This window comes from Paraburkholderia guartelaensis (genome assembly GCF_004353905.1).
GTDB classification, from domain to species: domain Bacteria; phylum Pseudomonadota; class Gammaproteobacteria; order Burkholderiales; family Burkholderiaceae; genus Paraburkholderia; species Paraburkholderia guartelaensis.
Window position 1 is genome coordinate 46379 of record NZ_SMOD01000035.1, and the last position, 24594, is coordinate 70972.

Sequence of the window (24594 nt, forward strand, 5' to 3'; positions counted from 1 at the left end):
TGAGGCCGCCCGATGAAGCTCGACTCCTACTGGCTCGATACTGCCCCTGGCGGTCTGCTCGCAAGCGAGGGACCGGTGGAGGGCCGCGTGGACGTAGCCGTGGTTGGCGGCGGCTTCACGGGGCTTTCCGCGGCGCTCGCGTTTGGCCGCCGCGGCGCGAGCGTCGCGGTGCTGGACGCAGGCCGCATGGGCGGCGGGGCATCGGGGCGCAACGGCGGCCAGTGCAATACCGGCGTGGCGCAGGATTATGCGGCGCTGCGCGGGCAGCTCGGCGTCGAGCGCGCGCAGGGTTGCTACCGCGCTTACGCGGCCGCCGTCGATACGGTCGAGCGGCTGATTCGCGAAGAGGGCATCGACTGCGACTATCTCGCCTCGGGCAAGCTCAAGCTCGCGGCGAAACCGCATCACCTCGAACACCTCGAACGCACGGCCGAGCTGATTCGCCGCGAAGTTGATCCGGACGTCGAGATCATCGGCCGCGAAAAGATTCGCAGCGAGGTGGAATCGGACAGCTTCCATGGCGGACTGCTCCAGAAGCACGGCGGCCAGATGCACATGGGGCGCTTCGCGGTGGGGCTCGCGAACGCCGCGGTACGGCGTGGCGCACAGCTCTACGAGCACGCCGCCGTGACGTCCATCGCGAAAGAGAGCGGCGGCTATCGCGTGGAGTCGACACGCGGAACGTTGCACGCGCAACAGGTATTGATCGCGACGGGCCCTTCGCGGCATGGGCCATTCGCGTGGTATCGGCGGCGTCTTGCGCCGGTCGGCTCGTTCATCGTCGTGACGGAACCACTGCCGCCCGCGCAGCTCATGCGGCTCCTGCCCAACCGCCGCTCGTACACGACGAGCCGCCTCATGCACAACTATTTCCGCGTGACGCCGGATTCGCGCCTGCTGTTCGGCGGCCGGGCGCGTTTCACGGCGTCGGAGCAGCCGTCCGACGCGCGGAGCGGGCGCATCCTCCAGCGCACTCTCGCTCAGCTCTTTCCAGCGCTCGCGAGCGTGCGGATCGATTACTGCTGGGGCGGGCTCGTCGATATCACCGCGGACCGCCTGCCGCGCGCGGGTCAGCACGAAGGCGTGTGGTTCTCGATGGGCTACAGCGGTCACGGCACGCAGATGTCGACGCACATGGGCCAGGTAATGGCCGACGTGATGAGCGGCAACCCGTCCGCGAACCCGTGGCGCGATTTCGCGTGGCCTGCCATTCCGGGGCACACGGGCAAACCGTGGTTTTTGCCGCTCGTCGGCGCGTACTACCAGATCAAAGACGTCTTTTACTGACCCAGCTTTTCCACAACACACAGCCTCGATACGTCGAGCTGCGGCCCCCCACATCAGACGCGGAGAAGCTTCATGAGCATCGACAAATCGCTTGAAGACATCGCTCACCCGGGCGTGCGGCTCGAGGAATTGACGAAGCGCGGCGCCACGCGCCGCGACCTCCTTCGCGCGATGGCCGCGGGGGGCATGATGTCGATGACGGGCGCGGGTCTGCTTGCCGCGAGCGGCGCGGCCTTCGCGCAGGAAAAGCCGAAGCAGGGCGGCAAGATCCGTGTGGCGACGCAGTCGTCGTCCGCGTCCGACACGCTCGATCCCGCGAAGGAGTCGGTGTCCACCGACTACGTGCGTGCGTACACGCTGTACAACGGCCTGACCGAGTACGACTCGCACCTCGGCGCGCAGATGGCGCTCGCGCAGTCGCTCGACACGAAGGACGCGACGGTGTGGGTCGTGAAGCTGCGTAGCGGCGTGCAGTTCCACGACGGCAAGACGCTTGCGCCCGCCGACGTGGTGTACTCGCTCATGCGCCACAAGGACGCCGCCGTGGGCTCGAAGGTCAAGACGCTCGCCGACCAGTTCCAGGACGTGAAGGCCACGGGCCCGAACGAAGTGACGATCACGCTCACGGGCGCGAACGCCGACCTGCCCGTGATTCTCGCCGACTCGCACTTCATGATCATCAAGGACGGCACGAACGACTTCAAGACGGCGGTGGGCACCGGCCCGTTCAAGCTCAAGGAGTTCTCGCCGGGCGTGCGCACGGTCGTCGTGCGCAACGAACGCTACTGGAAGCCGGGCCTGCCGCATCTGGACGAAATCGAACTGGTCGGCATCGGCGACGAGTCGGCGCGCGTGAACGCGCTGCTCTCGGGCGACGTGCAGCTCATCAACCAGGTGAGCCCGCGCTCGACCTCGCGCATCAAGGGCACGCCGGGCTTCGCGGTGAAGGAGACGAAGACAGGCCAGTACACCGACCTCATCATGCGCGACGAGGGCGGTGTCACAGGCAACGCCGACTTCCGCCGCGGCATGATGCACCTGTTCGACCGCGAGCAGATCCGCAACGCCGTGTTCCTCGGCTATGGCGCGATCGGCAACGACCAACCGATCGATCCGACCAACAAATACTATTTTGCCGGCCTGCCGGAGCGCACCTTCGATCCGCAGAAGGCCAAGTCCTACTTCCAGAAGGCAAAGCTCGGCAGCACGCCGCTGCAGATCTACGCCTCCCCGGCGGCGGATGGTTCCGTCGAAATGGCGATGCTGCTGCAGCAGGTCGCGCCGCAGGCGGGCCTGAACCTTCAGGTGGTGCGCACGCCCGGCGACGGCTACTGGTCGAACCACTGGATGAAGCATCCGCTGACTTTCGGCAACATCAACGCGCGCCCGAGCGCCGACGTGATCTTCACCCAGTTCTTCAAGTCGGATGCGCCGTGGAACGAGGCGAACTGGAAGGACCCGAAGTTCGACCAGATGCTGCTTGCCGCGCGCGGCGAGCCGGACGACGCGAAACGCAAGAAGATCTACGGCGACATGCAGGTGCTCGTGCATAGCGACGGCGGCATCGGTATCCCGTTGTTCCTCAGTTCGCTCGACGCGCATACGACGAAACTCAAGGGCCTCGGTTCGATTCCGATTGCCGGACTCATGGGCTTCAAGTTCGCCGAGAACGTCTGGCTCGAGGCGTAGTTCGAGGTGTGATGTGTGCGGCCGGTGTGCGCCTGGATGCGCGCCCGGCCATCGATTCCCCGCTTCATGATGCTCAGGGAGGCGACATCCGATGAAAGCTCACGCGCAACGTCTCATTGCCGCGCGTCTCGGTCTCGCGCTGCTCACGTTGCTGATCGTCTCGGCAATCGTGTTCGGCCTCACGGGCCTCTTGCCCGGCGACGCCGCGCAGCAGGCCCTCGGCCAGGCGGCCACGCCTGAGCAGGTGGCCGCGCTGCGGCACCAGTTCGGCCTCGACCAGCCCGCGCTCACGCGCTATGTCCACTGGCTCCTGCAGGCCGTGACCGGCAACTTCGGCACGTCGGTGTCGAACAACCAGCCGGTGAGCGAGCTGATCGCCACGCGCTTGCCGAATTCGCTCGTGCTGGCGGGGCTCACCACGCTCGTTTCGGTGCCGCTCGCGCTCGCCATCGGCATCTTTTCCGCCGTGTTCCGCGGCTCGCTGCTCGATCGCGTGCTCAACGTGCTCACGCTCTCTGCCGTCGCCGTGCCCGAATTTCTGGTCGCCACCATCGCCGTGCTGATCTTCGCGGTGAAGCTGCGCTGGCTGCCCGCGCTGTCGTACCTCTCGGAGGTGGACTCGTTCGGCACGCTCCTGCGCATCTACGCGATGCCGGTCATGACGCTGTGCTGCGTAATCGTCGCGCAGATGGCGCGCATGACGCGCGCCGCCGTGCTCGACCAGCTCGGTGCGCCCTATGTGGAAATGGCGCGCCTGAAGGGGGCGTCGCCCGCTCGCATCGTGTTGCGCCACGTGCTGCCCAACACGATCGGCCCGATCGCCAATGCCGTCGCGCTGAGCCTCTCGTATCTCTTCGGCGGCGTGGTGATCGTGGAGTCGATCTTCAACTATCCGGGCCTCGCGAGCCTGATGGTCGACGCCGTGACGAATCGCGATCTCCCGCTCGTGCAGGGCTGCGTGATGGTGTTTTGCGCCGCTTATCTGGTGCTCGTGCTGATCGCAGACCTGTGTCAAATCGTATCCAACCCGAGGCTGCGTCAACGATGAACCGACCCGCCACATCCCATGCCGCGACCGTGCTCTACGCGACCAGCGAGAGCGAGGAGCGGCCCGCCGCCGACGTCGTCAAGGACGTACCGGGCGACGTGCCCACGCCGCCGCGCTCGCCGCTGCGCCGCATCGTCGGGCGCCTCTCGGTGCTCGGCCTGATCGGCCCTGCGATCGTCGTGTTCTGGCTCGGCGTGGCCTTCATCGGGCCGCTCGTCGCGCCGTACAAGGGTGGCGCGATCACCTCCACGGAGATCTTCGGCTCGTATAGCGCGGCGCATCTGCTCGGCACCGACTTCCTCGGCCGCGACATGCTGAGCCGCGTGCTCTACGGCACGCAGTACACCGTGGGCCTCGCGCTCGCCGCCACGCTGCTCGCAAGCGGTATCGGCACATTCTTCGGACTGCTGGCTGCCGTCGCACCGCGCTGGATCGACGAGGTGCTGAGCCGCCTGTTCGACGCGCTGATCTCCATTCCGAGCAAAGTGCTCGCGCTCGTCGTGATCGCGGCGTTCGGCTCGTCGGTGCCGATGCTCATCACCGTCGCGGCGCTTGCCTATATTCCCGGCGCGTTCCGTATCTCGCGCTCGCTGGCCGTGAACCTGATGACGCTCGAATATGTGCAGGTCGCCAGAGCACGCGGCGAAGGGCTCTTCTATATCGCCCGCGTGGAGGTGCTGCCGAACATGATCCACCCGATGCTCGCCGACTTCGGCCTGCGTTTCGTGTTCATCGTGCTGCTGCTCTCCGGCCTCTCGTTCCTCGGCCTCGGCGTGCAGCCGCCGGACGCGGACTGGGGCTCGCTCGTGCGCGAGAACATCGGCGGCCTCTCTGAAGGCGCGCCAGCCGTGCTGATGCCGGCCGTCGCCATCGCGACGCTGACTGTGGGCGTGAACCTGCTGATCGACAGCCTGCGCCGTCACGGCGGCCGCGCGCATGGAGGCGGAAAATGAACATGATCGAAGTGACGGGCCTGCGTGTGGTCGCGGGCGTGGCGCCCGATCCGGTCGTCGAGATCGTCAAGGGCGTCGACTTCACGGTGAAGAAAGGCGAAGTGCTCGCGCTGATCGGCGAGTCGGGCTCGGGCAAGACCACCATCGCACTCTCGCTGCTCGGCCATGCGCGCGACGGCTGCGCCATTGCGGGCGGCAGCGTGAAGATCGGCGGCACGGACGTGCTTGCGCTCGACGAACGCGGCCGCCGCGCGCTGCGCTCGCGCACCGTGGCTTATGTCGCGCAGAGCGCCTCGGCGGGCTTCAACCCGGCGCGCACGATCATGGATCAGGTGACTGAGCCCGCGCTGCTGCACAAGCTGATGTCGCCCGCGGCGGCGCGCGAGAAGGCGGTGAGCCTGTTCCGTGCGCTCGCGCTGCCCGCGCCCGAGACGATCGGCGCGCGCTATCCGCACCAGGTGTCCGGCGGCCAGCAGCAGCGGCTGATGGCGGCGATGGCGCTCATCACGGATCCCGCCGTGGTCGTGTTCGACGAGCCGACCACGGCGCTCGACGTGACCACGCAGATCGAAGTGCTCGCCGCTTTCCGCAAGGTCGTGAGGGAGCTGGGCACGACGGCCGTGTACGTCTCGCACGATCTCGCGGTCGTTGCGCAGATGGCCGATCGTATCGTCGTCCTGAACAATGGCGCGGTGCGCGAAAACGGCACGACGCTCCAGGTGCTCGACGCCCCCGTCGACGACTACACGCGCGCGCTGCTGGCCGCGCGCCGCCACCCGGACCCCGGTCCGCCCGCCGTGCCGCCTGCCGCCGAAGTGCCGCTGCTCGAAGTGCGCGGCCTGACCGCGGGGTATGGCCGTGTCGATCCGAACGGTGTGCCCGCCGTGCGCGTGCTGGAGGACGTGAGCCTGCGCATTCCGCGCGGTAGCGCGCTGGGCGTGATCGGCGAATCGGGCTCGGGCAAGACGACGCTCGCGCGCGTGGTGGCCGGGCTGGTCGAGCGCGCGCGCGGCGAGGTGCTGCTCGACGGCGTGCCGCTGCCCGCGACGCTTTCGGCGCGCACGCCCGATCAGTACCGGCGCATCCAGATCGTGTTCCAGAACGCCGACACGGCGCTCAACCCAAGCCGCACGATTGCCGATATCCTCGCGCGGCCCATGTGCTTCTATCACGGCCTCCGCGGTGCGCGGGCGCAAAAGCGCATGCTCGAATTGCTGGATCTCGTGAAGCTGCCCGCATCGATTGCGAAGCGTCAGCCGGGTGGCCTCTCGGGCGGCCAGAAGCAGCGCGTGAACCTGGCGCGCGCCCTGGCGGCCGAGCCTGCGCTCATTCTGTGCGACGAGGTGACGTCCGCGCTCGATACCGTGGTGGGTGCCGCGATTCTCGACCTGCTCGCCGAGCTGCGGCGCGAGCTGGGCGTCTCGTATATGTTCATCAGCCACGATATCTCGACGGTGCGCGCGATCTGCGACGACGTCGTCGTGCTGTACGGCGGCCAGTGCGTCGAGGCGGGCCAGCGCGACGTGCTGGAGGCGCCGCCTTATCACCCGTACACGGGTTTGCTCGTCGACTCCGTGCCGGCCCTGCAGCCGGGCTGGCTCGACGCACGGCGTGCCGTGGCTGGCGCGGCACTGCCGCCGCTTGGCGCGTCGGCCGAGGTGCGCGAGCTGTGCGCGTTCCGTGCGCGCTGTCCGGTGCGCATCGATGGAGCGTGCAATGTGTCGGCGCCCATGATGAAGCGCTTGCCGAGCGGCGCGCAGATCCTTTGCCATCACACGACGGCGGAACTGGAGCGCCTGCAGACCGCACAGGCGGCGCAAGTCGCGCAGGCAACGCAATCCACCGGGAGGGCAGCCGCATGAGCGCGCGCTTCGTGAGAGTGGCGGAAGCGGGCCGCCCGACCTTTGAGATCGAGATCGACGGCCGCGTGGCGCAGGCCGCCGAGGGCGACACGCTAATGGTCGCACTGCTCGCTACGCAGGACGCCTTGCGCGACTGCGAGTTCGACGACGGGCGCCGCGCCGGTTTCTGCCTGATGGGCGCGTGCCAGGACTGCTGGGTGTGGACCGCGCAGGGCGAGCGGCTGCGCGCCTGCACGACACCCGCGGCGCCGGGCATGTCGATCGTCACGCGCAACGCGCTTACCGGGGAGGGCGTATGGCCGCGCGCGCAGAACTGAAGGTCGTCGTGATCGGCGCGGGACCGGCGGGCGTGCGCGCGGCGCAGACGCTGGTCGCGGCGGGCCTGCGTCCCGTCGTCGTGGATGAAGGGCGGCGCGACGGCGGGCAGATTTATCGGCGTCAGCCCGAAGGCTTCAAGCGCAGCTATGAAACGCTCTATGGCACCGAGGCCGAACGCGCGGCGTCGCTGCATCGCGACTTCGACGCGCTGCGTTCGCAGATCGATTATCTGCCTGACACGCTCGTCTGGAACGTCGGGCCGAAGTCCGTGCATCTGGCGAGCGGCGCACGCTACCACGAGCTTGCCTTCGACGCGCTGATCGTCTGCAGCGGCGCGACTGACCGGCTCATGCCAGTGCCTGGCTGGCATCTGGCGGGCGCCTATAGCCTGGGCGGCGCGCAGGTCGCGCTGAAGTCGCAGGGCTGCGCCATCGGTGCGCGCACCGTCATGATGGGTACCGGCCCGCTGCTTTACCTCGTCGCCGCGCAGTACGTGAAAGCGGGCGCGACGGTGAGCGCGGTGCTCGATACGTCCACCTTCGGCCAGCGCCTGCGCGCGTTGCCCGATTTGCTGCAAGTGCCCGCCACGCTGCGTAAGGGCATGGCGCTGCTGCGCACGCTGCGCCGCGCAGGTGTGCCGATGCATCGCGGCGTAACGCCGCTCGCGATCGAAGGCTCGCCCGAGCACGGCGTGACGGCGGTACGCGTGAAACTCGCGAACGGCGGCGAAGCGCGCGTGGCGTGCGATGCCGTCGCGCTGGGTTATCACTTGCGCTCGGAAACGCAAATCGCGGATCTCGCGGGTTGCGCGTTCCGTTTCGATCAAGCCGCTCGGCAGTGGCTGCCCGAAGTCGATCAGGACGGCCGCAGCAGCGTGGCGGGCGTCTATCTGGCCGGGGACGGCGCACGCGTGCGCGGCGCCGACGCGGCCGAGCGCGCGGGCCGTCTCGCCGCGTTGGCGGCATTGCAGGATGCGGGCGCGGTCTCACCGAACGGAGCACTTGCCGAAGTGGCAACACTGCGGGTCGAACTCGCACGCTTCACGCGCTTCGCACAAGGATTGCGCCAGGCATTTCCTTGGCCCGCCCATTTCGCGGCGACGCTGCCTGACGACACCATCGTGTGCCGCTGCGAAGCCATCACGGCGGGCGAATTGCGCCGCGTAGTGCGCGAGACGGGCGCCACGGAAGCGAATCGCGCGAAGGCGTTTTCACGCGTAGGGATGGGGCGCTGCCAGGGCCGCTTCTGCGCGCACGCTGGGGCCGAAGTCATCGCAGCCGAGGCGCATGTGCCGCTGGAAGCAGTGGGCCGGCTGCGCGGGCAGGCGCCGGTCAAGCCGCTGACGATGGCGCTGAGCGTCGCTGGGAATGGCATCGACGAAGCGCAGGGCGGCGCGGCCCCCGCCGCGCAAACGCAGCCCGGCGCATGCCGCACAAAGGAGTTCAGCGAATGACGGATCGCGCCGATGTGATCGTGATTGGAGGCGGCATCATCGGGACGTCCACGGCGTTCTTCCTGAGCCGCCGCAAGCGTTCAGTGATCCTGATCGAACGCGGGCTCACGGGCCAGCAGGCGAGCGGCGTGAACTTCGGCGGCGTGCGCCGCCAGGGACGCGCGCTTTCGCAGCTTGCCATGTCCAATCGCGCGCTCGATATCTGGTATCGCGCGCAGTCGCTGCTCGGCGAGGATGTCGAGTTTCTGCCTTCGGGCCACACGCGCGTGTGCTACCACGCACACGACGCCGAATACTTTCATCGCTACGCCGGGCAGGCGCGCGCGTACGACCTCGATCTCGAAGTGCTCGAAGGCGCCGCGATGTTCAAGCGCTTTCCATTCCTGGGCCGCGAGGTGCTGGCCGCCTCCATCTCGCCGCGCGACGGCCATGCCAATCCGCGTCTGGCCGCGCCGGCCTTCGGGCGTGCCGCTGCGCGACTCGGCGCCAATCTCGTGGAGAATACCGAGATCGTGCGCGTGGAAAAGGAAGCGGGCGGCTTTCGCGTGGAGAGTGCGACGGGCGCCGTGTGGCGCGCGGAGCAACTGCTGATTTGCGCCGGCGCGTGGGCGGGGGCGCTCTCCGGGCAATTCGGCGAGCCGGTGCCGCTCGTTGCGCGCGGCCCGCAAATGGCCGTGACCGAGCCCGTACCCTACCGCTTCACGCATTCGATGGGCGTCTACACGTCGAACAAGGAAGAGAGCGTGTACTTCCGGCAGATTCCGCGCGGCAACCTCGTGCTGGGCGGGGGCGCCCCAGGGCCTGCCGACGCAGCAACGCGCCGCGCAGGCGTGTTGCCCGGCAACACCGTGCAGCAGATCGCGCAGTTCCGCCGGCTGGTTCCCGCGCTTGCACCGCTGCATGTGATCCGCGTGTGGAGCGGCGTGGAAAGCTACCTGCCGGATTCGGAGCCGGTGATCGGCCCGAGTTCGACCACGGAAGGGCTGTTCTATGCGTTCGGCTTCAGCGGCTCGGGTTTCCAGATCGGGCCGGGCGTGGGCGAAACGCTCGCGGAACTGCTCGACGCCGGTGCAACCGACATACCGCTCGAACCGTTTTCGATTGCGCGCTTCGGGCGCGCGGCGCCTGCTGCAAGCGCGCACACATCGACTGCCAGCGAGGCTTGATCATGCATGACGCGAATGCATCCGTTGCCGCGCCAGTCACTCCACTTCGCGACGCGCTGGCCTATATCGAAGCGAATTTCGACAAGACCGTGAGCCTCGCGGAGCTGGCCGAGGTGTCGGCGCTCAGCGTCTCGCGATTCGCTACTGTGTTTCGTCAGCAGGTCGGCCTTTCGCCATACAAGTACCTGTGCGAAGTGCGCGTGCGCCGCGCGCAGCTATTGCTGCTGGCGGGTGTGCCGGGCGCCGTGGTCGCGACGCAGGTCGGCTTCTTCGACCAGAGCCATCTGGGCCGCCATTTCAAGCGCTTCTGCGGCGTGACGCCCAGCGCCTTCCTGCAGCAGGCGAGGGCGCTCGAAGCGGCTTGAGCGCCTTCTGTCCTGCGTCGCGCGTCACAGGATGACGTAGACCTTGCGCATCGTTTCGTCGACTTCCCACGTGCCTTCCGTGTTGGCCGCGAAGAAGAGTGTATCGCCGCCGCGAAAATGGACGGTCGCCTCGCCGTCGGGCGTGAAGCGTCCGCTGCCGCTCAGGATGTGCATGACCTCCGCTTCTTTCACCGAGCGTCGGTAAGTGCCGCTGGTGCATTCGAACAGCCCGGTGTCAATGGACTCCGTGCCTGGAATCACCTTCTGTACGCCCGAAACGCGAATCGCCTGCGAGCCGGGTGCGCCCGCCGTGCCCCAATCTTCGAGCGCCTGCACGTCGATGCTTTGCGTGATCTGCTGAACTTTCATCATTCGTTCGTTAACCTGAATAAAGGGAAGGGGCGCTTCAGCGCTTCTGAACGATGCGCTGCTCGATCTTGCCGAGCCGCACCACGGTCACGCCCGGGCGCAACTGGCGCAGCGAAGGCATCACGAGAATGCAGTCGTCGTAGGGCGTGACGACCGGCTCACCGTCGGACCAGCCGATCACGGCGCCAGCCTTGGGAAACACTTCGAGGCCCGTGTAGTCGCCCGCGAAACGGAAGTCCATGCTCTTCGCCACCACAGGCTCGGTCACGCGTACCACGCGCATTTCCGGCGGCAGCGGTTGCAGCCAGTCCGCGGGCAGATCCGCTTCTTCCACAACGTCAGCGAGCAGCAGAAAGCGCGCGGTGACATCGCGCGCCACGGTGACGGCGCTCGCTTCCCAATGCTGTCCGCACTCGATCAGGAGTGCGTTCTTCGCGCTCGCCGCGTCGCCGAAGCCTTCGTAATCGCGCATGCGGCGGCCTTCCGGGTGGCCTTCGTCGCAAATGACGGTGGCCGGCGCGCCTAGCCGCGCAGAGAGTTCGACGCCCTTGGCGAGCGGCCCCGCGACGATGAGCGGCATGCACTTCTCGTGCATCGAATGGAGGTCGAGCAGCAGATCGACGTCGTCGATCACGGGCCGCATCGCGCGAGCGCGGCGTAGTTCGCTCGATTCGCGCGCGAGGTCGTCGAGCGCCTTCGCGGTCCACACGCGGTTGAAGTCCTGATCGACGAAACGCGCGGCGTCGGGGTGCGCGGGGTCGAAGCGGCGGTAGGCATCCACGTTCGCGAACGCGAACGTGAGCTTGCCGCGTCGTGGCCGCAGCCGCGCGCGCAGCAGCGCATCGACGACGATCGCGCCGCACACCTCGTTGCCGTGCGTGAGCGCATTGATCATCACGTGCGGGCCGGGCGCACCCGAGTCGAACGTATGCACATAGGGGATGCCCGTCTCGCTGTGCTCGTGCGCGGCGATGTCGGGGAACGCGACTTCGATCGGATAGGTGCTCATGCAAGCCCTCCCTGGCAGAGGTATTTGATGGAGAGGTAATCGTCGAGCCCGTACTTCGAGCCTTCCCGGCCATAGCCCGATTCCTTCACGCCGCCGAACGGCGCCGCTTCACTCGCGAGCGCGCCTTCGTTGATGCCGACGATACCCGCTTCGAGCTGCCGCGCGACGCGATCGATGCGGCGCACGTCCTGGCTGTAAAAGTAGGCGGCGAGGCCATACGGCGTGTCGTTGGCGGCGCGTATCGCCTCGGCTTCGTCGTCGAAGCGGAATAGCGGCACAACGGGGCCGAAGGTCTCTTCGCAGCTTAGCTGCATCTCGGGCGTGGCGCCTGCGAGTACGGTCGGCGCGTACCAGTTCGCGCCCAGTTCGGTGAGGCGCTTACCGCCCGTGAGCACGTGTGCGCCGCGGCTCACGGCGTCGTCCACGTGGCGGGCGATCTTCTCGACCGCGCGCGCGTTGATCATCGGGCCGATCTGCGCGGCGGGGTCGGTCGCGGGCGCGACCTTCAACGCGGCCACGCGCGTGGCGAGCTTGTCGGCGAAGCGCTCGAACACGCCCGATTGCACGTACACGCGATTGGGGCACACGCAGGTCTGGCCGCCATTGCGGAACTTCGCGGCCATGAGCCCTTCCACGGCGGCGTCGAGATCCGCGTCGTCGAACACGATGAACGGCGCGTTGCCGCCCAGTTCGAGCGAAAGCTTCTTCAACGTGCCCGCCGATTCCCTCGCGAGGTGCTTGCCCACGGGTGTCGAACCCGTGAAGGTGATCTTGCGCACGCGGGCGTCTGCGAGCCAGTCGGCGACGGCGTTCACGCCGCGCTCGCGCGATGCGCAGATGAGGTTCAGCACGCCAGGCGGCACTCCGGCCTCGTGCGCGAGCATGACGAGTGCGAGCGCGGTGAGCGGCGTATCTTCGGCGGGCTTGCCGACCACCGTGCAGCCCGCGGCGAGGGCGGGGGCGATCTTGCGCGCGATCATCGCGAGCGGGAAGTTCCAGGGCGTGATCGCCGCAACCACGCCAACGGGCTCCTTCACGGTGCTCATGCGCTTGCCGCGCTGCTGCTGCGGGATGAGATCGCCGTAGATGCGCGTGGCCTCGTCGGCGAACCAGGCAACATAGGACGCACCATACATCGCTTCGCCGCGTCCCTCGTGCAGGGGCTTGCCTTGTTCGAGCGAGATCAGTTGACCCAGTTCGTCGGCGTTCGCGACGATCAGCGCATGCCAGCGGCGCAGCACGGCGGCGCGTTCTGCGGGGAGCGTGTCGCGCCAGGCGGGGAATGCGCGTGCGGCGGCGTCGGTGGCGGCGCGTGCGTCGTTCGCATCGCTATCGGCGACGTCGGCGATCGTTTTGCCGGTCGCGGGATCGGTCACGGCGAAGCGGGTGCCGGAGGCCGAGGGCACCCATTGTCCGTCGATGAAGTTGTCGCTGCGAATCAGCGTGCTCAAGGGATAACGCGTAGTCATATGCCGATTCCTTTCCGCACGTGCGGACGAAAATGGATCGATGCCGGGAAATGAGCGCGCGCGACGAGCGCGCCGAAGCCGTGAGGTTTCAGCGCGAAGCGTGCGCGAGAAAATGGAGGCGGGACGCAGGAGCGCGAGGCGCGTGCCTCACGTCCGTTGCCCATGCTCAGGAATGCAGGTTCTGCGAGAACAGCGTTTCGAGCGGGTAGTGCGTCTTGACGAACGCCGTCTTGATGATGACGTAGCTGAAGTACTTCTCGATGCCGATATCGCGCTCCAGCAGCCCCTCGACGATGCTCTGGTAATGGCTCACGCTGCGCGCGACGAACTTCAGCAGATAGTCGTAGCCGCCGCTCGCGAGATGGCACTCGACCACCTCGTCCACCTCGCGTATTGCCTTCTCGAACTTGATGAAGTCCTCGCGGCGATGGTCGGCGAGCGTGACCTCGGTGAACACCATCTGCACGTCGCCCAGCTTTTCCAGCTGGATCTGCGCGCCGTAGCCGACGATGAACCCCGCCTTCTCCAGACGTTTTACGCGGATCAGGCAGGGGCTTGGCGACAGCCCGACTGCGTCGGCCAGTTCGACATTCGTGATGCGCCCCCGCTTCTGCAACTGCGAGAGGATGCGCAGATCGATTCGGTCCAGCTTGCAGTCGTTGCTCATCGTGATGGGGGCGGCCCTGCATGTCGAAGTGTCGAGTGATGTTATCACGCGGCGACACGGGCGCTGACCCCATTCTTCGCCTTCAATGCGGCGCGCACTTCGGGCTGCGCGAGCACGTCGTCGAGCGTTTTTTCGAGGCGCTCAAACAGCAGGTCGAACTCGCTTTCGGTGTACGAAAGCGCGGGTGCGAAGCCGAGAATGCCGTCGCCGAATGCGCGGAATACGAGGCCGTTGCCATACGCGGCGGCGGCGATGCGATCGGGCAGGCCGAGCGAGGCGTCGAAGCGCTGCTTGCTCTCCTTGTCGGCGACGAGTTCGAGCGCGCCAAGCAGACCGCGGTGACGCGAGTCGCCCACGAGCGGGTGGGCGAGCAGCGCGTCGAGCCCCTGAGCGAAGCGCGGCGCGCGCGCGACGCCGTTCGCGAGCAAGCCGCCTTCGTGATAGAGGCGCATGACTTCGAGGCCGATGGCCGCGCTCACCGGGTGCGCCGAATAGGTGTGGCCATGGCCGATCACGGCGGCGTCGTCGCCATCGGCAATGCCTTGATAAACGGCATCCGACATCAGCACGGCGCCCATCGGCGCATAGCCCGCGGTCAGGCCCTTGGCCACGGTCATCAGATCCGGCTCGACGTCTTCGGCCTGGCACGCGAAGAGCGGACCCGTGCGGCCAAAGCCCGTAATCACTTCGTCGGCGACGAAAAGAATGTCGAGCTTGCGGCACGCTTCACGCATGGCTTTCAGCCAACCAACGGGCGGCACGATCACGCCGCCCGAACCCTGAATCGGCTCGCAGAAAAACGCGGCGACGTTTTCGGCGCCGAGCGCTGCGACCTTTGCTTCGAGCGCGGCGACCGACGCTGCGATGAGCGCCGCGTCGTCCGCATGCTCGCTGCGATACGCATAGGGCGACGGAATGTGATGTTGCGTGGCGAGCGGCAAGTCGAAGTTGCGATGGAACGCGGGCAACGCAGTCAGCCCCGCCCCGACTGCCGACGAGCCGTGATAGCCGCGCTCCTGTGCGATGACGTGCTTCTTCGCGGGGCGGCCCGTTGCGTTGTAGTAGTGCGTGATGAAGCGCAGCGCCGAATCCACTGCATCAGAGCCGCCCAGCGTGAAGTACACGTGTTGCAGCGAAGCGGGCGCGCGCTCGACGAGCAGCGCGGCCAGTTCGATGGCGGGCTGCGAGCCGAAGTGAAAATAGCCCGTGGCATAGGGCAGGCGAGCCATCTGGCGCGCCGCGGCTTCGACGATGCTCTGATGGCCGTAGCCCGTGTTGACGCACCAGAGGCCGGAGAATGCGTCGAGCAATTCGTTGCCGTCTGCGTCGCGCAGGAACACGCCTTGGGCGGATTCGAGCACGGTCACGCCGCGCGCTTCGTGCGCGCGGTAGTTCACGACGGGATGGATCAGATGTTTGCGGTCGGCTTCAATGAGCGAGCGATTCGGCATGGTTCGGTTCCCGGCTGATAAGTCAGAGGAGTGCGGCGCCTGGCCGTTGATTGGGCGTTGGCTGGCCGCTGATTCACCGTTCCATGCTACCGGGCCGATACCGGTGCACGTTTCGCCAAATAATTCGCGAAATAGCGTGTTTGTGGCGTTTTGATCGGGGGGCGCAGCATTTTGTGCTGCGCCCTCGGCGCCGCCACGAGTCTCAATAGCCACGCGTGCGGTCGATGAGGCCGAGCATCGGCAAGCCGTCGCGGTGGCGGCGGATGTTCTCGAGCACGACATCGACGGCCGTTTCGGGACGCGTGGCGCTGGCAATGTGCGGCGTGAGGCGCACACGCGGATGCGTCCAGAACGGATGCTCCGGCGGCAGCGGCTCGGGGTCCGCGACATCGAGAATCGCATTGCGCAGATGAGCGCTATCGAGCGCGTCGAGCAGCGCTTGCTGGTCCAGTTGCGGCCCGCGCCCGACGTTGATGAACGACGCGCCCTGCGGAAGCTTCGCGAAGAGCGCGGCGTCGAGCAGGCCGCGTGTCGCTTCGGTGAGCGGCAGCAGGCAGATGAGGATATCGGTGCGCGCGAGGAAGGCGTCGAGCGCGTCGGCGCCCGCGTAGCATTCCACGCCCGGCAAGGCGCGCGGCGAGCGGCTCCAGCCCGCGCATGCAAAGCCGAAGAGACGCAGGCGTTCGAGCACCGCGCTGCCCAGCATGCCGAGCCCCAGCACGCCAACGCGGCGCGACGCGGCGGCGCGCACGGGCAGGGCGCGCCATACGCGCTGCTGCTGTTGCAGGGCATAGTCGAACAGATCGCGATGGATCGTCAGGACCGACTGCGTCACGTACTCGACCATCCCCTCGACGATGCCCGGCTCGATCATGCGCACCACGGCGACGTGCTCCGGCACGCCGGACAGATCGAACTGGTCGATGCCCGCGCCCACGGAGAAGATCACTTCGAGATTGGGCAGCGTGCGCGCGGGGTCCTCGGGCGGCTGCCACGCCGCGAGAAAACGCACGGCGGCGGGGTCGCCGGTATCGGGCCAAAGGCGGAACGGGATCTCGGGAGCCTTGTGCGCGAAAAGCTGCGCCCATTGCCTGCCGCGCTCGGGGTCGGCTTTGTAGAGGAGCGTCATGAAGGCGGTTCCCGCAGTCAGCCTAGCGCCTGATTGACGATCGCGAATTGCAGCACGCCCGGGTCGTGCGCGGGCGCGCCGTTGCGCGCCATCTTCACGACCGTGTCGACGCGCGCGAGGCCGATCGATTCGAGCCAGGGGCCGAGGCCGTGTTCGTCGGGCGTATCGAGCCGCGTGAAGGCCCCCGCGTTGGCGGCGAGGCGATTGGCGATCAGCGCTTTGGCGCGCTGCATGTGCAATCCATCGTCGGCGGCGACGGCCACCGGACCGATCGCATGGCCGCGGCCGAACGGGCGCAACAGCGCAAAGCCGAGCACCGTGTCGCCACGCACCAGCGCGACGCCTTGGGACACATCGAGCAGCGGCGGCACGAGTGCGCTGCGATCGAGCCCGCTCGCGCGCGACGCGAGTTCGATGACGCGTGGTGTATCGCCCGGTTCGAGCGGCCGCAAATGTTCGCCCGGCGGCGGCTCGACAATCGGCGCCGCGAAGCTGTCGCTCTGGTGCTGATGCAGCAGGCCAATCTTCCTGAAGCCGAGCTTTTCGTAGAGCGGTTCGCCGGCCTCGGTGGCATGCAGCACGGTCATGCGCGCGCCGAGCGCCTCCAGCAGGCGCTCCATCAGCATCCTGCCGATTCCGCGGCCTTGCTGGTCGGCCGAGACGATCACGAGCCCGAGCGTCGCGCCATGCTCGCCCCACGGCCAGCACAGCGCCGTGCCCACCACGGTCTTTCCTTCGCGAACCACGAAGCCGTGCCCGGCCGCGGCGGCGAAACGCCAGTCGTCGCTACGATGCGGCCAACGGAATTGCAGGGAGAGCGCGTGGGCGCCCTCGATGTCGGATTCGGTGAAAGTCTCGCAGACGAGGCTCGAAGACGCAGGCTGGCCGGACACGGCGGGCTCCTTGATCGAAGTTCGATGGCTCACTTTGACAGGACGCTCGCGCCGGGAATAGGACGATCCTGCTGTGCGGCCGGTCGAACCCGCCGAAGAGTCCGCTACTGATTGCGCTCGTGAGCGCGCCAATCAAGGTCCGCTGCCGCGGGCCGTCCGCACGGTCAAGTGGTTCGACACCGAGGTGACGCCGCGCACCGAGCTGGCCGCGTCGCCGGCCCGCGCGATCTGCGACTGGTGCGGTACCGACCCCGTCAACGAGACGACGCCCTCATGCGCCGTGACGTGGATGTTGGCGAAATTCAGTCCCGTGGTGCGCGTGAAGGCCCGGCGGACATCACGCACCAGCGCGCTGTCCGATCTGCCCGACTGCGCGGGCGCGCCCGCTTGAGCGGACGCCTCGCCGGGCGCGCTCGCGGCCGTTTGTGCATGCGCATAACCCGCGCAACTCGCGATGGCCATGAAGGCCAGCGCGCGGGCGATTTGGCTTTTACCGTTAGTTTTCATCCTTCTTCCCTTTGCCAGGTTTTGCGGGTTCCCCAGGGTTCCGCGCCAGCCGCCGGCGTGCATCGAAAACAAGCGGCGGATCAGTACGTTTTAGGAGAAATCTCCGGCGAGGAGAAGAAGGCTGCCAGGAGGCCGCCGACAACCCATGACGCATGCGTGGTCGGCGCCTCCTGCGTAGCGCTTACTTTCCTTGAAGGAGCAGGCCGAGCGGCGCGAGCGGGCCCACCGGCAGCAGGTCGAACGCGAGGATGCCGGCCTGGGCGAGCGGCAGCGTATCCAGCGTGGCCTTCGCGTCGTCGACCGAGCCCGAGCTCATGAGAAACACCACGCCCGGCTTGTCCTGGCGAAACCAGTACTGCTCGATTTTGTCGTCCAGGTAGAGCTTGAGCGTGGCCGGCACTTCGTGCGGCATGATCTCGTCGCGCTGCGCGGGCGTGAGTTCCTTGACGATCGATCCAATGGCGAGAACCTTCATGACAACCTCCGTGATCAATGTATGTTGCGACTTGCAACGCGATTGAGTGTATCGTTGGGGTCTCGTGGGCTGTACTGTCACAAACGACAACTTTAGAGGCATTTACGCCATGCGCATTTCTGTCCTGGCGCTCGACGGCGTCTTCGATACCGGGCTCTCCGTCACGCTCGATGCGTTCTCGGTCGCAAACAAGCTTTCGGCCGCGGCCATGGGCGGCGTTCCGCGTTTCGACATTACGCTCGTGGGGGTGAGAAAGCGGGTGCGCTCGGCTCACGGCCTCGCGGTGCCGGTGCAACCGGTCGCGCCGGATGCGAAGCCCGATTGGGTGATCGTGCCGGCATTGGTGACGCTATCCGCGCAGGAGTTGATCGAGTCGTTCGAGCGCCGGGACGTCGGGGAGGGCATGGCGCGTTTGCTCGAATGGCAAGCGGGGGGCACCCGAGTCGGCGCTTCGTGCGTGGGGACGTTCATCCTCGCGGAGGCGGGGCTGCTCGACCATCGCGAAGCCACGACCAACTGGTCGCTCGCGCCGTTCTTCCGGCAACGCTATCCGCAAGTGCAGTTGAACGAATCGCGCATGCTCGTGCCTTCGGATATCGGCGTGACGGCCGGCGCGGCCATGGGGCATCTCGATCTCGCGCTCTGGCTGATCCGCTCGGCGAGCCCTGAACTGGCGTCGCTCGTTTCGCGCTATCTGCTGGCGGACATCCGCTCTTCGCAGGCGCCGTACATCATCCCGAATCATCTGGCGCAGGCCGATCCGCTCATTCAGCGTTTCGAACAATGGGCGAGGAAAAATCTCAAGTCGGGATTCTCGTTGCAGGACGCCGCGAAGGCGCTGGCAACGAGTTCGCGTTCATTGCAGCGCCGCTGCCAGGAGGTGCTCGGCAAGTCTCCGCTGGCGTACTTTCAGGATTTGCGGGTCGAGCACGCGCAGTCGCTGCTGCGCAGCGGCAAGCTCGACCTGGAAAGGATCGCCGCCGAAGTCGGTTACGGCGACGGCGCGACGCTGCGCAGCCTGTTGCGGCAGCGGCTGGGAAGAGGGGTGCGGGAACTGCGTTCCGACTTGTTGTAACCGCGCGTTTTTCTACGGTGCGAGGCCGAGCACCGTGAGATGCATCTCGCGGCGCTCGACAAAGCCTAGTGTGCGATAGATGGAAATGGCGCCGTGATTCGACGTCAGCACGTGCAGGAAGGGTGTCTCGCCGCGCGCGCTGATTGCCGCCATCAGCAGCTTCATGAGGTTCGCCGCGAGCCCCTGCCCCCTGAAGGCCGGGTCCACGCAAACAGCACTGATTTCGGTATGCCCTTCGATCTTCATGCGCTCGCCGGCCATCGCGACGAGCTTGCCCTCCCTGCGCACGCCAAGGTAGCCGCCGAATTCGATGGTGCGTGGACCAAACGGGCCAGGCTGCGTTGCCGCGGCCAGCGCGAGCATCTCCGGCACGTCATGCTCCGTTAGCCGGACGTGCTCCAGCTCGGTGGACGCAGGCGCTTCGCCTTGCCAGACCATTTGCAGCAGCGTGGCATGCCGGATCAGCGTGAAGCCGGCAGGAGGCTCCACGGCTTCGAGCGTGGTCAGGGCAACGGGTGCGTGCTCTTCGATCAGTCCGCGCAAGGCGTCAAACGATTCAGGCGTGGTGTCCGTCATCGCTGCAAAGGGGGCGACGGCGGGCGCATACCGCACCGCGCGCTCGTTGCCAACGGCAAGATGGCGCTGGCGGCCGGTTAGCGCGTGCCCTGGCACGTTGTCCAGCGCGGTTGTGCTACCCGCAGGTTTCGTTGCCAGCACATCGAACATGATTTGCGCTCCGGTAGAGAGAGTGGACGGGTTGCGCCGATAGTGTAGACGCGGCGCGTTCGGCGGACTACGGCCGAACGCGCCAACTTCGGCGTCATTCCCGCCAATGCCTCTTGTCACTTACCGCTTACGAGCGCATCGAGCACGGTGTCCAGTTCGATATGCCCGCGAAGGATTTCATCGGCGGGCTTCGAGAAAGAGATCCAGCCCTCGTTGAAACCGTCCAGCATGCGCATACGCGGCAAGGGATGCTTCATGCCTTGTGACAGGAAGCGCGACTCCCATTCCTGCCGGTTCACCGCGGCCGCGCGCACAGGTTTTCCAAGCACGCGGGCAAACGCGGAGGCAATGTCGTTCGCGCTCACGCGGCGCGGACCTTCCAGCTCGACCACGCGTGTGCCGCTCCATGTCTGCTGGAGCAATTCCGCGGCGAGGCGGCCGACGTCCGCGGTCGCGACCATCGGCACCGCCTGATCGAGCGGTTGCAGGTAGCTCTCGATCACGCCATCGTTGCGCGCGCTCGTGACGTCCCACGCTGCGTTCTCCATGAACCAGCCGGGCCGCAGGAAAGTCACCGGCACAGGCAGCGCGGCTAGTGCCTGCTCCATCAACGAGAGTTGCGTGAGCAGATTGCTCTCGTGCGCCTGCGCGCCAATGGTCGACAGACACACGACTTTGCCGGGCTGTGCCTTATGGATCGCGGTGCAGACGGCGTCGATCACCACGCGCGATTCCGGGAAGCCGGGCGAGGGATCGAAATGCGGAGGCAACAGGATGAACACGCCCTGCGTGCCGCTGAATGCAGCGGTCAGCGCTGCGGCGTCTTCCATGTTTGCCGTGGCCAGCTCGCAGCCTTGTGCTTGCCATGAAGCGGCGCGCGCAGCGTCGCGCACGACTGCCCGCACCGGTTGCCCAGAGGCCAGCAGCTCACGTGCGAGTGCGCCGCCCACTTTTCCGGTAATGCCTGTAATTGCGTACACTTGAAACCCTCCGCATGCGATGACGAATTTGTCGAAAAAGCCGAACACGATGGCAGCAAGGTGCTGCCTGGTTCCGTTTCGGTTAGACGCATTCTGGACGCAGGGCGGCCGAAGCTAAATGCCGCGAAGGGCACTAGATCAGTGACTCGCGCGCACGAATCGGATTACTGATCCATCATCGCCAAAGGCAGCCAGGGGCCGCCGTACCGGCTGCCATTGGAACGACGACATTGAGAACGACACTCGAGAACATTTCCGGCGCGATCAGCGTGTTTGCCGCCGTCGTCGACGCGGGGACGTTTGCCGCCGCGGCAGACGTGCTCGGCATGTCGCCGCCAGGCGTGAGCCGCGCGATTGCGAGGCTGGAGAAGCGGCTCGATATCCGGCTCTTCAATCGCACGACGCGATCGATTTCGCTCACCGAAGGCGGGCGCCGTTTCTACGAGCAGGTCGTCCCGCATCTCGCGGGGCTCGAGGAAGCGGCCATCGCGGCATCGGGCAATGCGTCGGCGGTGCGGGGCAGGCTGCGGGTGAATCTGGACCCGGTGTGCTATCGGGCGATTCTCGGCGCGGATCTCGACCGGTTCATGGACGCCCATCCCGAACTCGAGATCGAACTGATCGCGAGAGATAGTCTTGGCGATCTGGTTGCGGACGGATTCGATGTCGCGATGCGGTTCGGCAAGCCGCGATCCTCCACGCTGGTTGCTCGAAAGCTGCTCGATACCGCTGTCGTGACGGTCGCGGCGCCGGCCTATCTCTCGCGCTGGGGAAGACCGCTGCGCCCCGAGGATCTCGAAGGCCCCGCTCACCGGTGCCTCGAATTCCGCGACCCTGAGACAGGCAAGCCTTATCCGTGGGAGTTTCATCGCAAGCGCAAGCACGTCGTGGTGGCGACGCAAGGGCGGCTGACCGTGAACGATCCGGGCGCCTTGCTCAATGCGTGCCTGGCCGGGTCCGGCATTGCGCAAATGCTGCTTCTCGGCGCCGAGCCTCTGATTGCCGACGGCAGGCTGGTGAATCTGTTTCCCGATTGGCCCGACGAGCGTTTCCCGCTATACGTCTACTATCCGTCGCGCCACTACACGCCTGCGAAGACGCGCGCATTCATCGATTTCATCGTCGCCTGGGCCGCTGGGCATTGATCGTGGCGACATCACAACGGCACGCGTTGCCGGCATACCGTTAGCACGAGCTGCCGCAGCCAGCGATGGACAGGATCGGCCTCGATGCGGGGATGCCACATCTGTGACACCGTGATTTTTTCGGTCGTGACCGGAAGCTCGAAAACGTGGATTCCACCGGATGGTGGCGATTCGCGCAGTTCGTCCTGTTGGTCCTGCGGTTGTTCACGGTGATTGCACAGAAACGATCCGGGCACGAGCGCAATCAGATCGGAAGCGCGCGCCACGGCTAGCGCGGCAGGGAAGCTGGGCACCACGGCGACGATCGTTCTTTCGAGTCCCAGCACGGCCAATGCGGCATCGACGGGGCCGTTTCCACGGCCGCTTCGCGACGCGACGACGTGCCCGAACGCGACGTACCGTTCGGCGTTCGGCCCGCGCTCCAACGCTAGTGGATGGCCTTGCCTGACGACGCCGACGAAGCGGTCCCTGAAGAGCGCCTGCACGCGGATTTCCGGACCCATCTCGCCCAGCACGCCGATCTCGAGGTCGGCCGAACCCTCGCGCAAATGCGTCGACGTCTTCTCCGTTTTGGGCGCGAAGCGCAAACGCACGAACGGCGCAACCGCTGTGGCCGCCGCGATGAGCGGCGCACCGAAGGCTTCCACGAAACCATCGTTGGCGCGAATGGTGAAGGTCCGCTGCAAGGTGGCGAGATCGGGCTCGGCGGCCGACGGTACCAGGACAGCGCGTGCTTCGTGAACCGCGTTTCGCGTGCGTTCGCGAAGCGCTTGCGCATGTGGAGTGAGCACCATGGCACGGCCGGCGCGAACGAGGAGCGGGTCGCCGGTCGCCTCGCGAAGGCGGGTCAAGGTCCGGCTCATTGCCGAGGCGCTCAAACCCAGTCGACGCGCCGCGCCAATCACGCTGCCGTCGTCGAGCAATGCGTCGAGCGCGATGAGGAGATTCAAGTCGGGTTCGGACATGCTCGATGCTAGCACGGCACTTTTTGGCATGGCGTCCCGTGCAGCTTATAGCTGTAAGCCATGCGTCTTCCGCCATGTGTGTGGCGCCACTATATTTCCCATATCGACTGAATAGAGGGAAATAGCGATGCAGGAATCAGCACATCAAAAAACGGTTCTTCTCATCGGCGCGTCGCGCGGACTCGGCTTCGCCATGGTCGAGGAATACCTCAAGCGCGGCTGGCGTGTGATCGCCACCGGCAGGGCGGGTTCGATGGACCGGCTTGCGCAGGCGGCGCAGGCCTCGCAAGGTGCCCTTGAAGTCGACTCGGTCGATATTACGGTGCCGGAGCAGGTCGCTGCACTCCACGATCGCCTTCAGGATCGCCGGGTGGACATGCTATTCGTGAACGCCGGCGTCACGAATGATCATCGTGAAACGATTGCAGATGTTTCAACCGATGAGTTCGTTCGCGTGATGGTGACGAACGCGTTGAGTCCGATGCGCGTCGTCGAGGCATTTCAGGACCTCGTGCAACCGGCCGGGACGATAGGCGTCATGTCGTCCGGGCAAGGCAGCGTCAGCAACAATACGAATGGCAACCACGAGGTCTACCGGGGCAGCAAGGCCGCACTGAACATGTTCATGCGTAGCTATGCGGCCCGCCATCAAGACGATGCGAAAACCTTGTTGCTCATGGCGCCCGGATGGGTGCGCACGGACATGGGCGGTCCGCAAGCGCGCCTGGGCATCGAGGAGAGCATCCCCAACCTGGTCAGCACAATCGAAGCGTACCAAGGCCGCACCGGACTGCATTACCTCGACTACCTCGGGAGAGTCGTTCCCTGGTGAGCCATCTCGACAGGCTGGAGACGCGAATCGTGCTCAGTGCTTGCCCGGAAACGAGAACGTCGCACGCGCGCTGCCGTTGCCGGCGACGTTCACGCGCTGCGTCCTCGTCACCTCGTTATAGGTGGCGGTGATCGTATAGCGTCCGGCGGGCAGCCGCACGAGCATGTACGGACCGTGCGAACGCGTGTCGAGCACGGACGTGCCGTCGGCGCCCGCGATCTGCACATGCACGTCGGCCACATAGCTCGAACCGGGTCCGGTAAACAGCATCGAGAGCGGCCACTGGCTGCGCGCGTGCCGCAGTGCGGAGGACTCGTCGCGGCCGACCCCGCCGGACACGAACGAGATATCACCTTGCTGCTCCGTTTGCGGCATACCCGTTTGCGCGAGTGCGCTGGTTGCCAGAGCGAATGCGCACGCCGCAGTGAGCAGGGTCGAAGCGATTCGGGGAGCCTTGCGTTGCCTTTCCATCGTGGTCACTCCTTACAGTGATGTCGATTTCGCGCGCCGCAGCGCGAGCGCCGCGGCTTGCGCAGGCGTCGTAACAGATTAGCTTTTTTCCACTCGCGACGCGCTCTACGCGCTGCGTTCACGGGGCGCCACGCCGCGTTCGCGAACGTCATGCAAATCACATCGAATTCCGAATTTCCGTTGCGTTCGCAACAATCACATTACCGTCTTATTACTATTTCCTGTCGATTTCACGCCTTTCATGCGTGTTAGCTACCGCCAGCCGGGAAAATACTGAGAGAAAAGCCCGT

The 24594-nt window shown here is 66.4% G+C and carries 25 protein-coding genes; 12 read left to right on the top strand and 13 right to left on the bottom strand.

Annotated elements, in window-relative coordinates; all coding sequences use genetic code 11:
• Positions 1-12 precede the first annotated feature (12 nt).
• The 9 genes from E1N52_RS32685 to E1N52_RS32725 all read left to right on the top strand — a co-directional run bounded on the left by E1N52_RS32685 (position 13) and on the right by E1N52_RS32725 (position 10141).
• Positions 13-1287 (top strand): NAD(P)/FAD-dependent oxidoreductase, encoded by a 1275-nt coding sequence (locus E1N52_RS32685; protein ID WP_133187680.1) that lies wholly within the window; start codon positions 13-15, stop codon positions 1285-1287.
• Between the two features lie 72 nt (positions 1288-1359).
• A complete protein-coding gene (locus E1N52_RS32690; RefSeq protein WP_133187682.1) occupies positions 1360-2976 on the top strand; it encodes an ABC transporter substrate-binding protein in 1617 nt (538 codons plus the stop codon).
• A 91-nt stretch (positions 2977-3067) separates the two neighbouring features.
• Positions 3068-4024, top strand: coding sequence for an ABC transporter permease (locus E1N52_RS32695; protein ID WP_133187684.1), 957 nt, complete (start codon positions 3068-3070; stop codon positions 4022-4024).
• Positions 4021-4977 carry an ABC transporter permease gene (locus E1N52_RS32700; RefSeq protein WP_133187686.1) on the top strand — a complete coding sequence of 319 codons (957 nt, stop codon included), beginning with the start codon at positions 4021-4023 and terminating at the stop codon, positions 4975-4977. The genes E1N52_RS32695 and E1N52_RS32700 overlap by 4 nt, the downstream gene beginning before the upstream one ends.
• The gene (locus E1N52_RS32705; RefSeq protein WP_133187688.1) at positions 4974-6839 is read left to right on the top strand and encodes an ABC transporter ATP-binding protein; all 1866 of its coding nucleotides are present in this window, start codon (positions 4974-4976) and stop codon (positions 6837-6839) included. Before E1N52_RS32700 ends, E1N52_RS32705 begins: the two co-directional genes overlap by 4 nt.
• Positions 6836-7156: a (2Fe-2S)-binding protein gene (locus tag E1N52_RS32710; protein WP_133187690.1), complete on the top strand. Its 321-nt coding sequence runs from the start codon at positions 6836-6838 to the stop codon at positions 7154-7156. Before E1N52_RS32705 ends, E1N52_RS32710 begins: the two co-directional genes overlap by 4 nt.
• A complete protein-coding gene (locus E1N52_RS32715; protein WP_133187692.1) occupies positions 7135-8610 on the top strand; it encodes an FAD/NAD(P)-dependent oxidoreductase in 1476 nt (491 codons plus the stop codon). Before E1N52_RS32710 ends, E1N52_RS32715 begins: the two co-directional genes overlap by 22 nt.
• Positions 8607-9776 carry an NAD(P)/FAD-dependent oxidoreductase gene (locus tag E1N52_RS32720; RefSeq protein ID WP_133187694.1) on the top strand — a complete coding sequence of 390 codons (1170 nt, stop codon included), beginning with the start codon at positions 8607-8609 and terminating at the stop codon, positions 9774-9776. The genes E1N52_RS32715 and E1N52_RS32720 overlap by 4 nt, the downstream gene beginning before the upstream one ends.
• A 2-nt stretch (positions 9777-9778) precedes the next feature.
• Positions 9779-10141: a helix-turn-helix domain-containing protein gene (locus E1N52_RS32725; RefSeq protein ID WP_133187696.1), complete on the top strand. Its 363-nt coding sequence runs from the start codon at positions 9779-9781 to the stop codon at positions 10139-10141.
• A 24-nt stretch (positions 10142-10165) separates the two neighbouring features.
• Here the strand turns inward: E1N52_RS32725 and E1N52_RS32730 are convergent, their stop codons facing one another.
• The 9 genes from E1N52_RS32730 to E1N52_RS32770 all read right to left on the bottom strand — a co-directional run bounded on the left by E1N52_RS32730 (position 10166) and on the right by E1N52_RS32770 (position 18110).
• Positions 10166-10510, bottom strand: a complete 345-nt coding sequence (locus E1N52_RS32730; protein WP_133187730.1) for a cupin domain-containing protein — start codon at positions 10508-10510, stop codon at positions 10166-10168.
• Positions 10511-10547: 37 nt separating this feature from the next.
• Complete coding sequence (locus tag E1N52_RS32735; protein ID WP_133187698.1) at positions 10548-11519, bottom strand: M14 family metallopeptidase; 972 nt, start codon at positions 11517-11519, stop codon at positions 10548-10550.
• Positions 11516-12988, bottom strand: a complete 1473-nt coding sequence (locus E1N52_RS32740; protein WP_133187700.1) for an NAD-dependent succinate-semialdehyde dehydrogenase — start codon at positions 12986-12988, stop codon at positions 11516-11518. Before E1N52_RS32740 ends, E1N52_RS32735 begins: the two co-directional genes overlap by 4 nt.
• Positions 12989-13154: 166 nt before the next feature.
• Positions 13155-13655, bottom strand: a complete 501-nt coding sequence (locus tag E1N52_RS32745) for an Lrp/AsnC family transcriptional regulator (RefSeq protein ID WP_042269347.1) — start codon at positions 13653-13655, stop codon at positions 13155-13157.
• 44 nt (positions 13656-13699) lie between these two features.
• Complete coding sequence (locus tag E1N52_RS32750) at positions 13700-15106, bottom strand: aspartate aminotransferase family protein (RefSeq protein ID WP_133187702.1); 1407 nt, start codon at positions 15104-15106, stop codon at positions 13700-13702.
• Positions 15107-15308: 202 nt separating this feature from the next.
• Positions 15309-16235: a 2-hydroxyacid dehydrogenase gene (locus E1N52_RS32755; protein ID WP_133187704.1), complete on the bottom strand. Its 927-nt coding sequence runs from the start codon at positions 16233-16235 to the stop codon at positions 15309-15311.
• A 17-nt stretch (positions 16236-16252) separates the two neighbouring features.
• Positions 16253-17128 (bottom strand): GNAT family N-acetyltransferase, encoded by an 876-nt coding sequence (locus E1N52_RS32760; protein WP_205965702.1) that lies wholly within the window; start codon positions 17126-17128, stop codon positions 16253-16255.
• A gap of 132 nt (positions 17129-17260) precedes the next feature.
• Positions 17261-17698 carry a BON domain-containing protein gene (locus E1N52_RS32765; RefSeq protein WP_342777917.1) on the bottom strand — a complete coding sequence of 146 codons (438 nt, stop codon included), beginning with the start codon at positions 17696-17698 and terminating at the stop codon, positions 17261-17263.
• 118 nt (positions 17699-17816) lie between these two features.
• Positions 17817-18110 carry a hypothetical protein gene (locus tag E1N52_RS32770; RefSeq protein ID WP_133187706.1) on the bottom strand — a complete coding sequence of 98 codons (294 nt, stop codon included), beginning with the start codon at positions 18108-18110 and terminating at the stop codon, positions 17817-17819.
• Between the two features lie 109 nt (positions 18111-18219).
• On the opposite strand from E1N52_RS32770, the gene E1N52_RS32775 reads away from it, so the two are divergent.
• Complete coding sequence (locus E1N52_RS32775; protein ID WP_133187708.1) at positions 18220-19185, top strand: GlxA family transcriptional regulator; 966 nt, start codon at positions 18220-18222, stop codon at positions 19183-19185.
• 12 nt (positions 19186-19197) lie between these two features.
• Here the strand turns inward: E1N52_RS32775 and E1N52_RS32780 are convergent, their stop codons facing one another.
• Together E1N52_RS32780 and E1N52_RS32785 are read right to left on the bottom strand one after the other, a co-directional pair.
• Complete coding sequence (locus tag E1N52_RS32780; protein ID WP_133187710.1) at positions 19198-19911, bottom strand: GNAT family N-acetyltransferase; 714 nt, start codon at positions 19909-19911, stop codon at positions 19198-19200.
• A 116-nt stretch (positions 19912-20027) separates the two neighbouring features.
• The gene (locus E1N52_RS32785; RefSeq protein ID WP_133187712.1) at positions 20028-20891 is read right to left on the bottom strand and encodes an NmrA family NAD(P)-binding protein; all 864 of its coding nucleotides are present in this window, start codon (positions 20889-20891) and stop codon (positions 20028-20030) included.
• Between the two features lie 230 nt (positions 20892-21121).
• On the opposite strand from E1N52_RS32785, the gene E1N52_RS32790 reads away from it, so the two are divergent.
• On the top strand, positions 21122-22036 hold the full coding sequence (locus tag E1N52_RS32790) for a LysR family transcriptional regulator (RefSeq protein WP_133187714.1): 915 nt from the start codon (positions 21122-21124) through the stop codon (positions 22034-22036).
• A gap of 11 nt (positions 22037-22047) precedes the next feature.
• Here E1N52_RS32790 and E1N52_RS32795 read toward each other — a convergent pair whose 3' ends face one another.
• Complete coding sequence (locus E1N52_RS32795) at positions 22048-23001, bottom strand: LysR family transcriptional regulator (RefSeq protein ID WP_133187716.1); 954 nt, start codon at positions 22999-23001, stop codon at positions 22048-22050.
• Between the two features lie 127 nt (positions 23002-23128).
• Here E1N52_RS32795 and E1N52_RS32800 point away from each other — a divergent pair, with 127 nt between their 5' ends.
• On the top strand, positions 23129-23833 hold the full coding sequence (locus tag E1N52_RS32800) for an SDR family NAD(P)-dependent oxidoreductase (RefSeq protein WP_133187718.1): 705 nt from the start codon (positions 23129-23131) through the stop codon (positions 23831-23833).
• A gap of 33 nt (positions 23834-23866) precedes the next feature.
• Here E1N52_RS32800 and E1N52_RS32805 read toward each other — a convergent pair whose 3' ends face one another.
• The gene (locus tag E1N52_RS32805) at positions 23867-24304 is read right to left on the bottom strand and encodes a carboxypeptidase regulatory-like domain-containing protein (RefSeq protein WP_133187720.1); all 438 of its coding nucleotides are present in this window, start codon (positions 24302-24304) and stop codon (positions 23867-23869) included.
• Between the last annotated feature and the right edge of the window lie 290 nt (positions 24305-24594).

Bases quoted from the DNA above. Each gene is read 5' to 3' on its own strand.
- E1N52_RS32685 (WP_133187680.1), top strand. From the start codon at position 13: ATGAAGCTCGACTCCTACTGGCTCGATACTGCCCCTGGCGGTCTGCTC.
- E1N52_RS32690 (WP_133187682.1), top strand. From the start codon at position 1,360: ATGAGCATCGACAAATCGCTTGAAGACATCGCTCACCCGGGCGTGCGG.
- E1N52_RS32695 (WP_133187684.1), top strand. From the start codon at position 3,068: ATGAAAGCTCACGCGCAACGTCTCATTGCCGCGCGTCTCGGTCTCGCG.
- E1N52_RS32700 (WP_133187686.1), top strand. From the start codon at position 4,021: ATGAACCGACCCGCCACATCCCATGCCGCGACCGTGCTCTACGCGACC.
- E1N52_RS32705 (WP_133187688.1), top strand. From the start codon at position 4,974: ATGAACATGATCGAAGTGACGGGCCTGCGTGTGGTCGCGGGCGTGGCG.
- E1N52_RS32710 (WP_133187690.1), top strand. From the start codon at position 6,836: ATGAGCGCGCGCTTCGTGAGAGTGGCGGAAGCGGGCCGCCCGACCTTT.
- E1N52_RS32715 (WP_133187692.1), top strand. From the start codon at position 7,135: ATGGCCGCGCGCGCAGAACTGAAGGTCGTCGTGATCGGCGCGGGACCG.
- E1N52_RS32720 (WP_133187694.1), top strand. From the start codon at position 8,607: ATGACGGATCGCGCCGATGTGATCGTGATTGGAGGCGGCATCATCGGG.
- E1N52_RS32725 (WP_133187696.1), top strand. From the start codon at position 9,779: ATGCATGACGCGAATGCATCCGTTGCCGCGCCAGTCACTCCACTTCGC.
- E1N52_RS32730 (WP_133187730.1), bottom strand. From the start codon at position 10,510: ATGAAAGTTCAGCAGATCACGCAAAGCATCGACGTGCAGGCGCTCGAA.
- E1N52_RS32735 (WP_133187698.1), bottom strand. From the start codon at position 11,519: ATGAGCACCTATCCGATCGAAGTCGCGTTCCCCGACATCGCCGCGCAC.
- E1N52_RS32740 (WP_133187700.1), bottom strand. From the start codon at position 12,988: ATGACTACGCGTTATCCCTTGAGCACGCTGATTCGCAGCGACAACTTC.
- E1N52_RS32745 (WP_042269347.1), bottom strand. From the start codon at position 13,655: ATGAGCAACGACTGCAAGCTGGACCGAATCGATCTGCGCATCCTCTCG.
- E1N52_RS32750 (WP_133187702.1), bottom strand. From the start codon at position 15,106: ATGCCGAATCGCTCGCTCATTGAAGCCGACCGCAAACATCTGATCCAT.
- E1N52_RS32755 (WP_133187704.1), bottom strand. From the start codon at position 16,235: ATGACGCTCCTCTACAAAGCCGACCCCGAGCGCGGCAGGCAATGGGCG.
- E1N52_RS32765 (WP_342777917.1), bottom strand. From the start codon at position 17,698: ATGCACGCCGGCGGCTGGCGCGGAACCCTGGGGAACCCGCAAAACCTG.
- E1N52_RS32770 (WP_133187706.1), bottom strand. From the start codon at position 18,110: ATGAAGGTTCTCGCCATTGGATCGATCGTCAAGGAACTCACGCCCGCG.
- E1N52_RS32775 (WP_133187708.1), top strand. From the start codon at position 18,220: ATGCGCATTTCTGTCCTGGCGCTCGACGGCGTCTTCGATACCGGGCTC.
- E1N52_RS32780 (WP_133187710.1), bottom strand. From the start codon at position 19,911: ATGTTCGATGTGCTGGCAACGAAACCTGCGGGTAGCACAACCGCGCTG.
- E1N52_RS32795 (WP_133187716.1), bottom strand. From the start codon at position 23,001: ATGTCCGAACCCGACTTGAATCTCCTCATCGCGCTCGACGCATTGCTC.
- E1N52_RS32800 (WP_133187718.1), top strand. From the start codon at position 23,129: ATGCAGGAATCAGCACATCAAAAAACGGTTCTTCTCATCGGCGCGTCG.
- E1N52_RS32805 (WP_133187720.1), bottom strand. From the start codon at position 24,304: ATGGAAAGGCAACGCAAGGCTCCCCGAATCGCTTCGACCCTGCTCACT.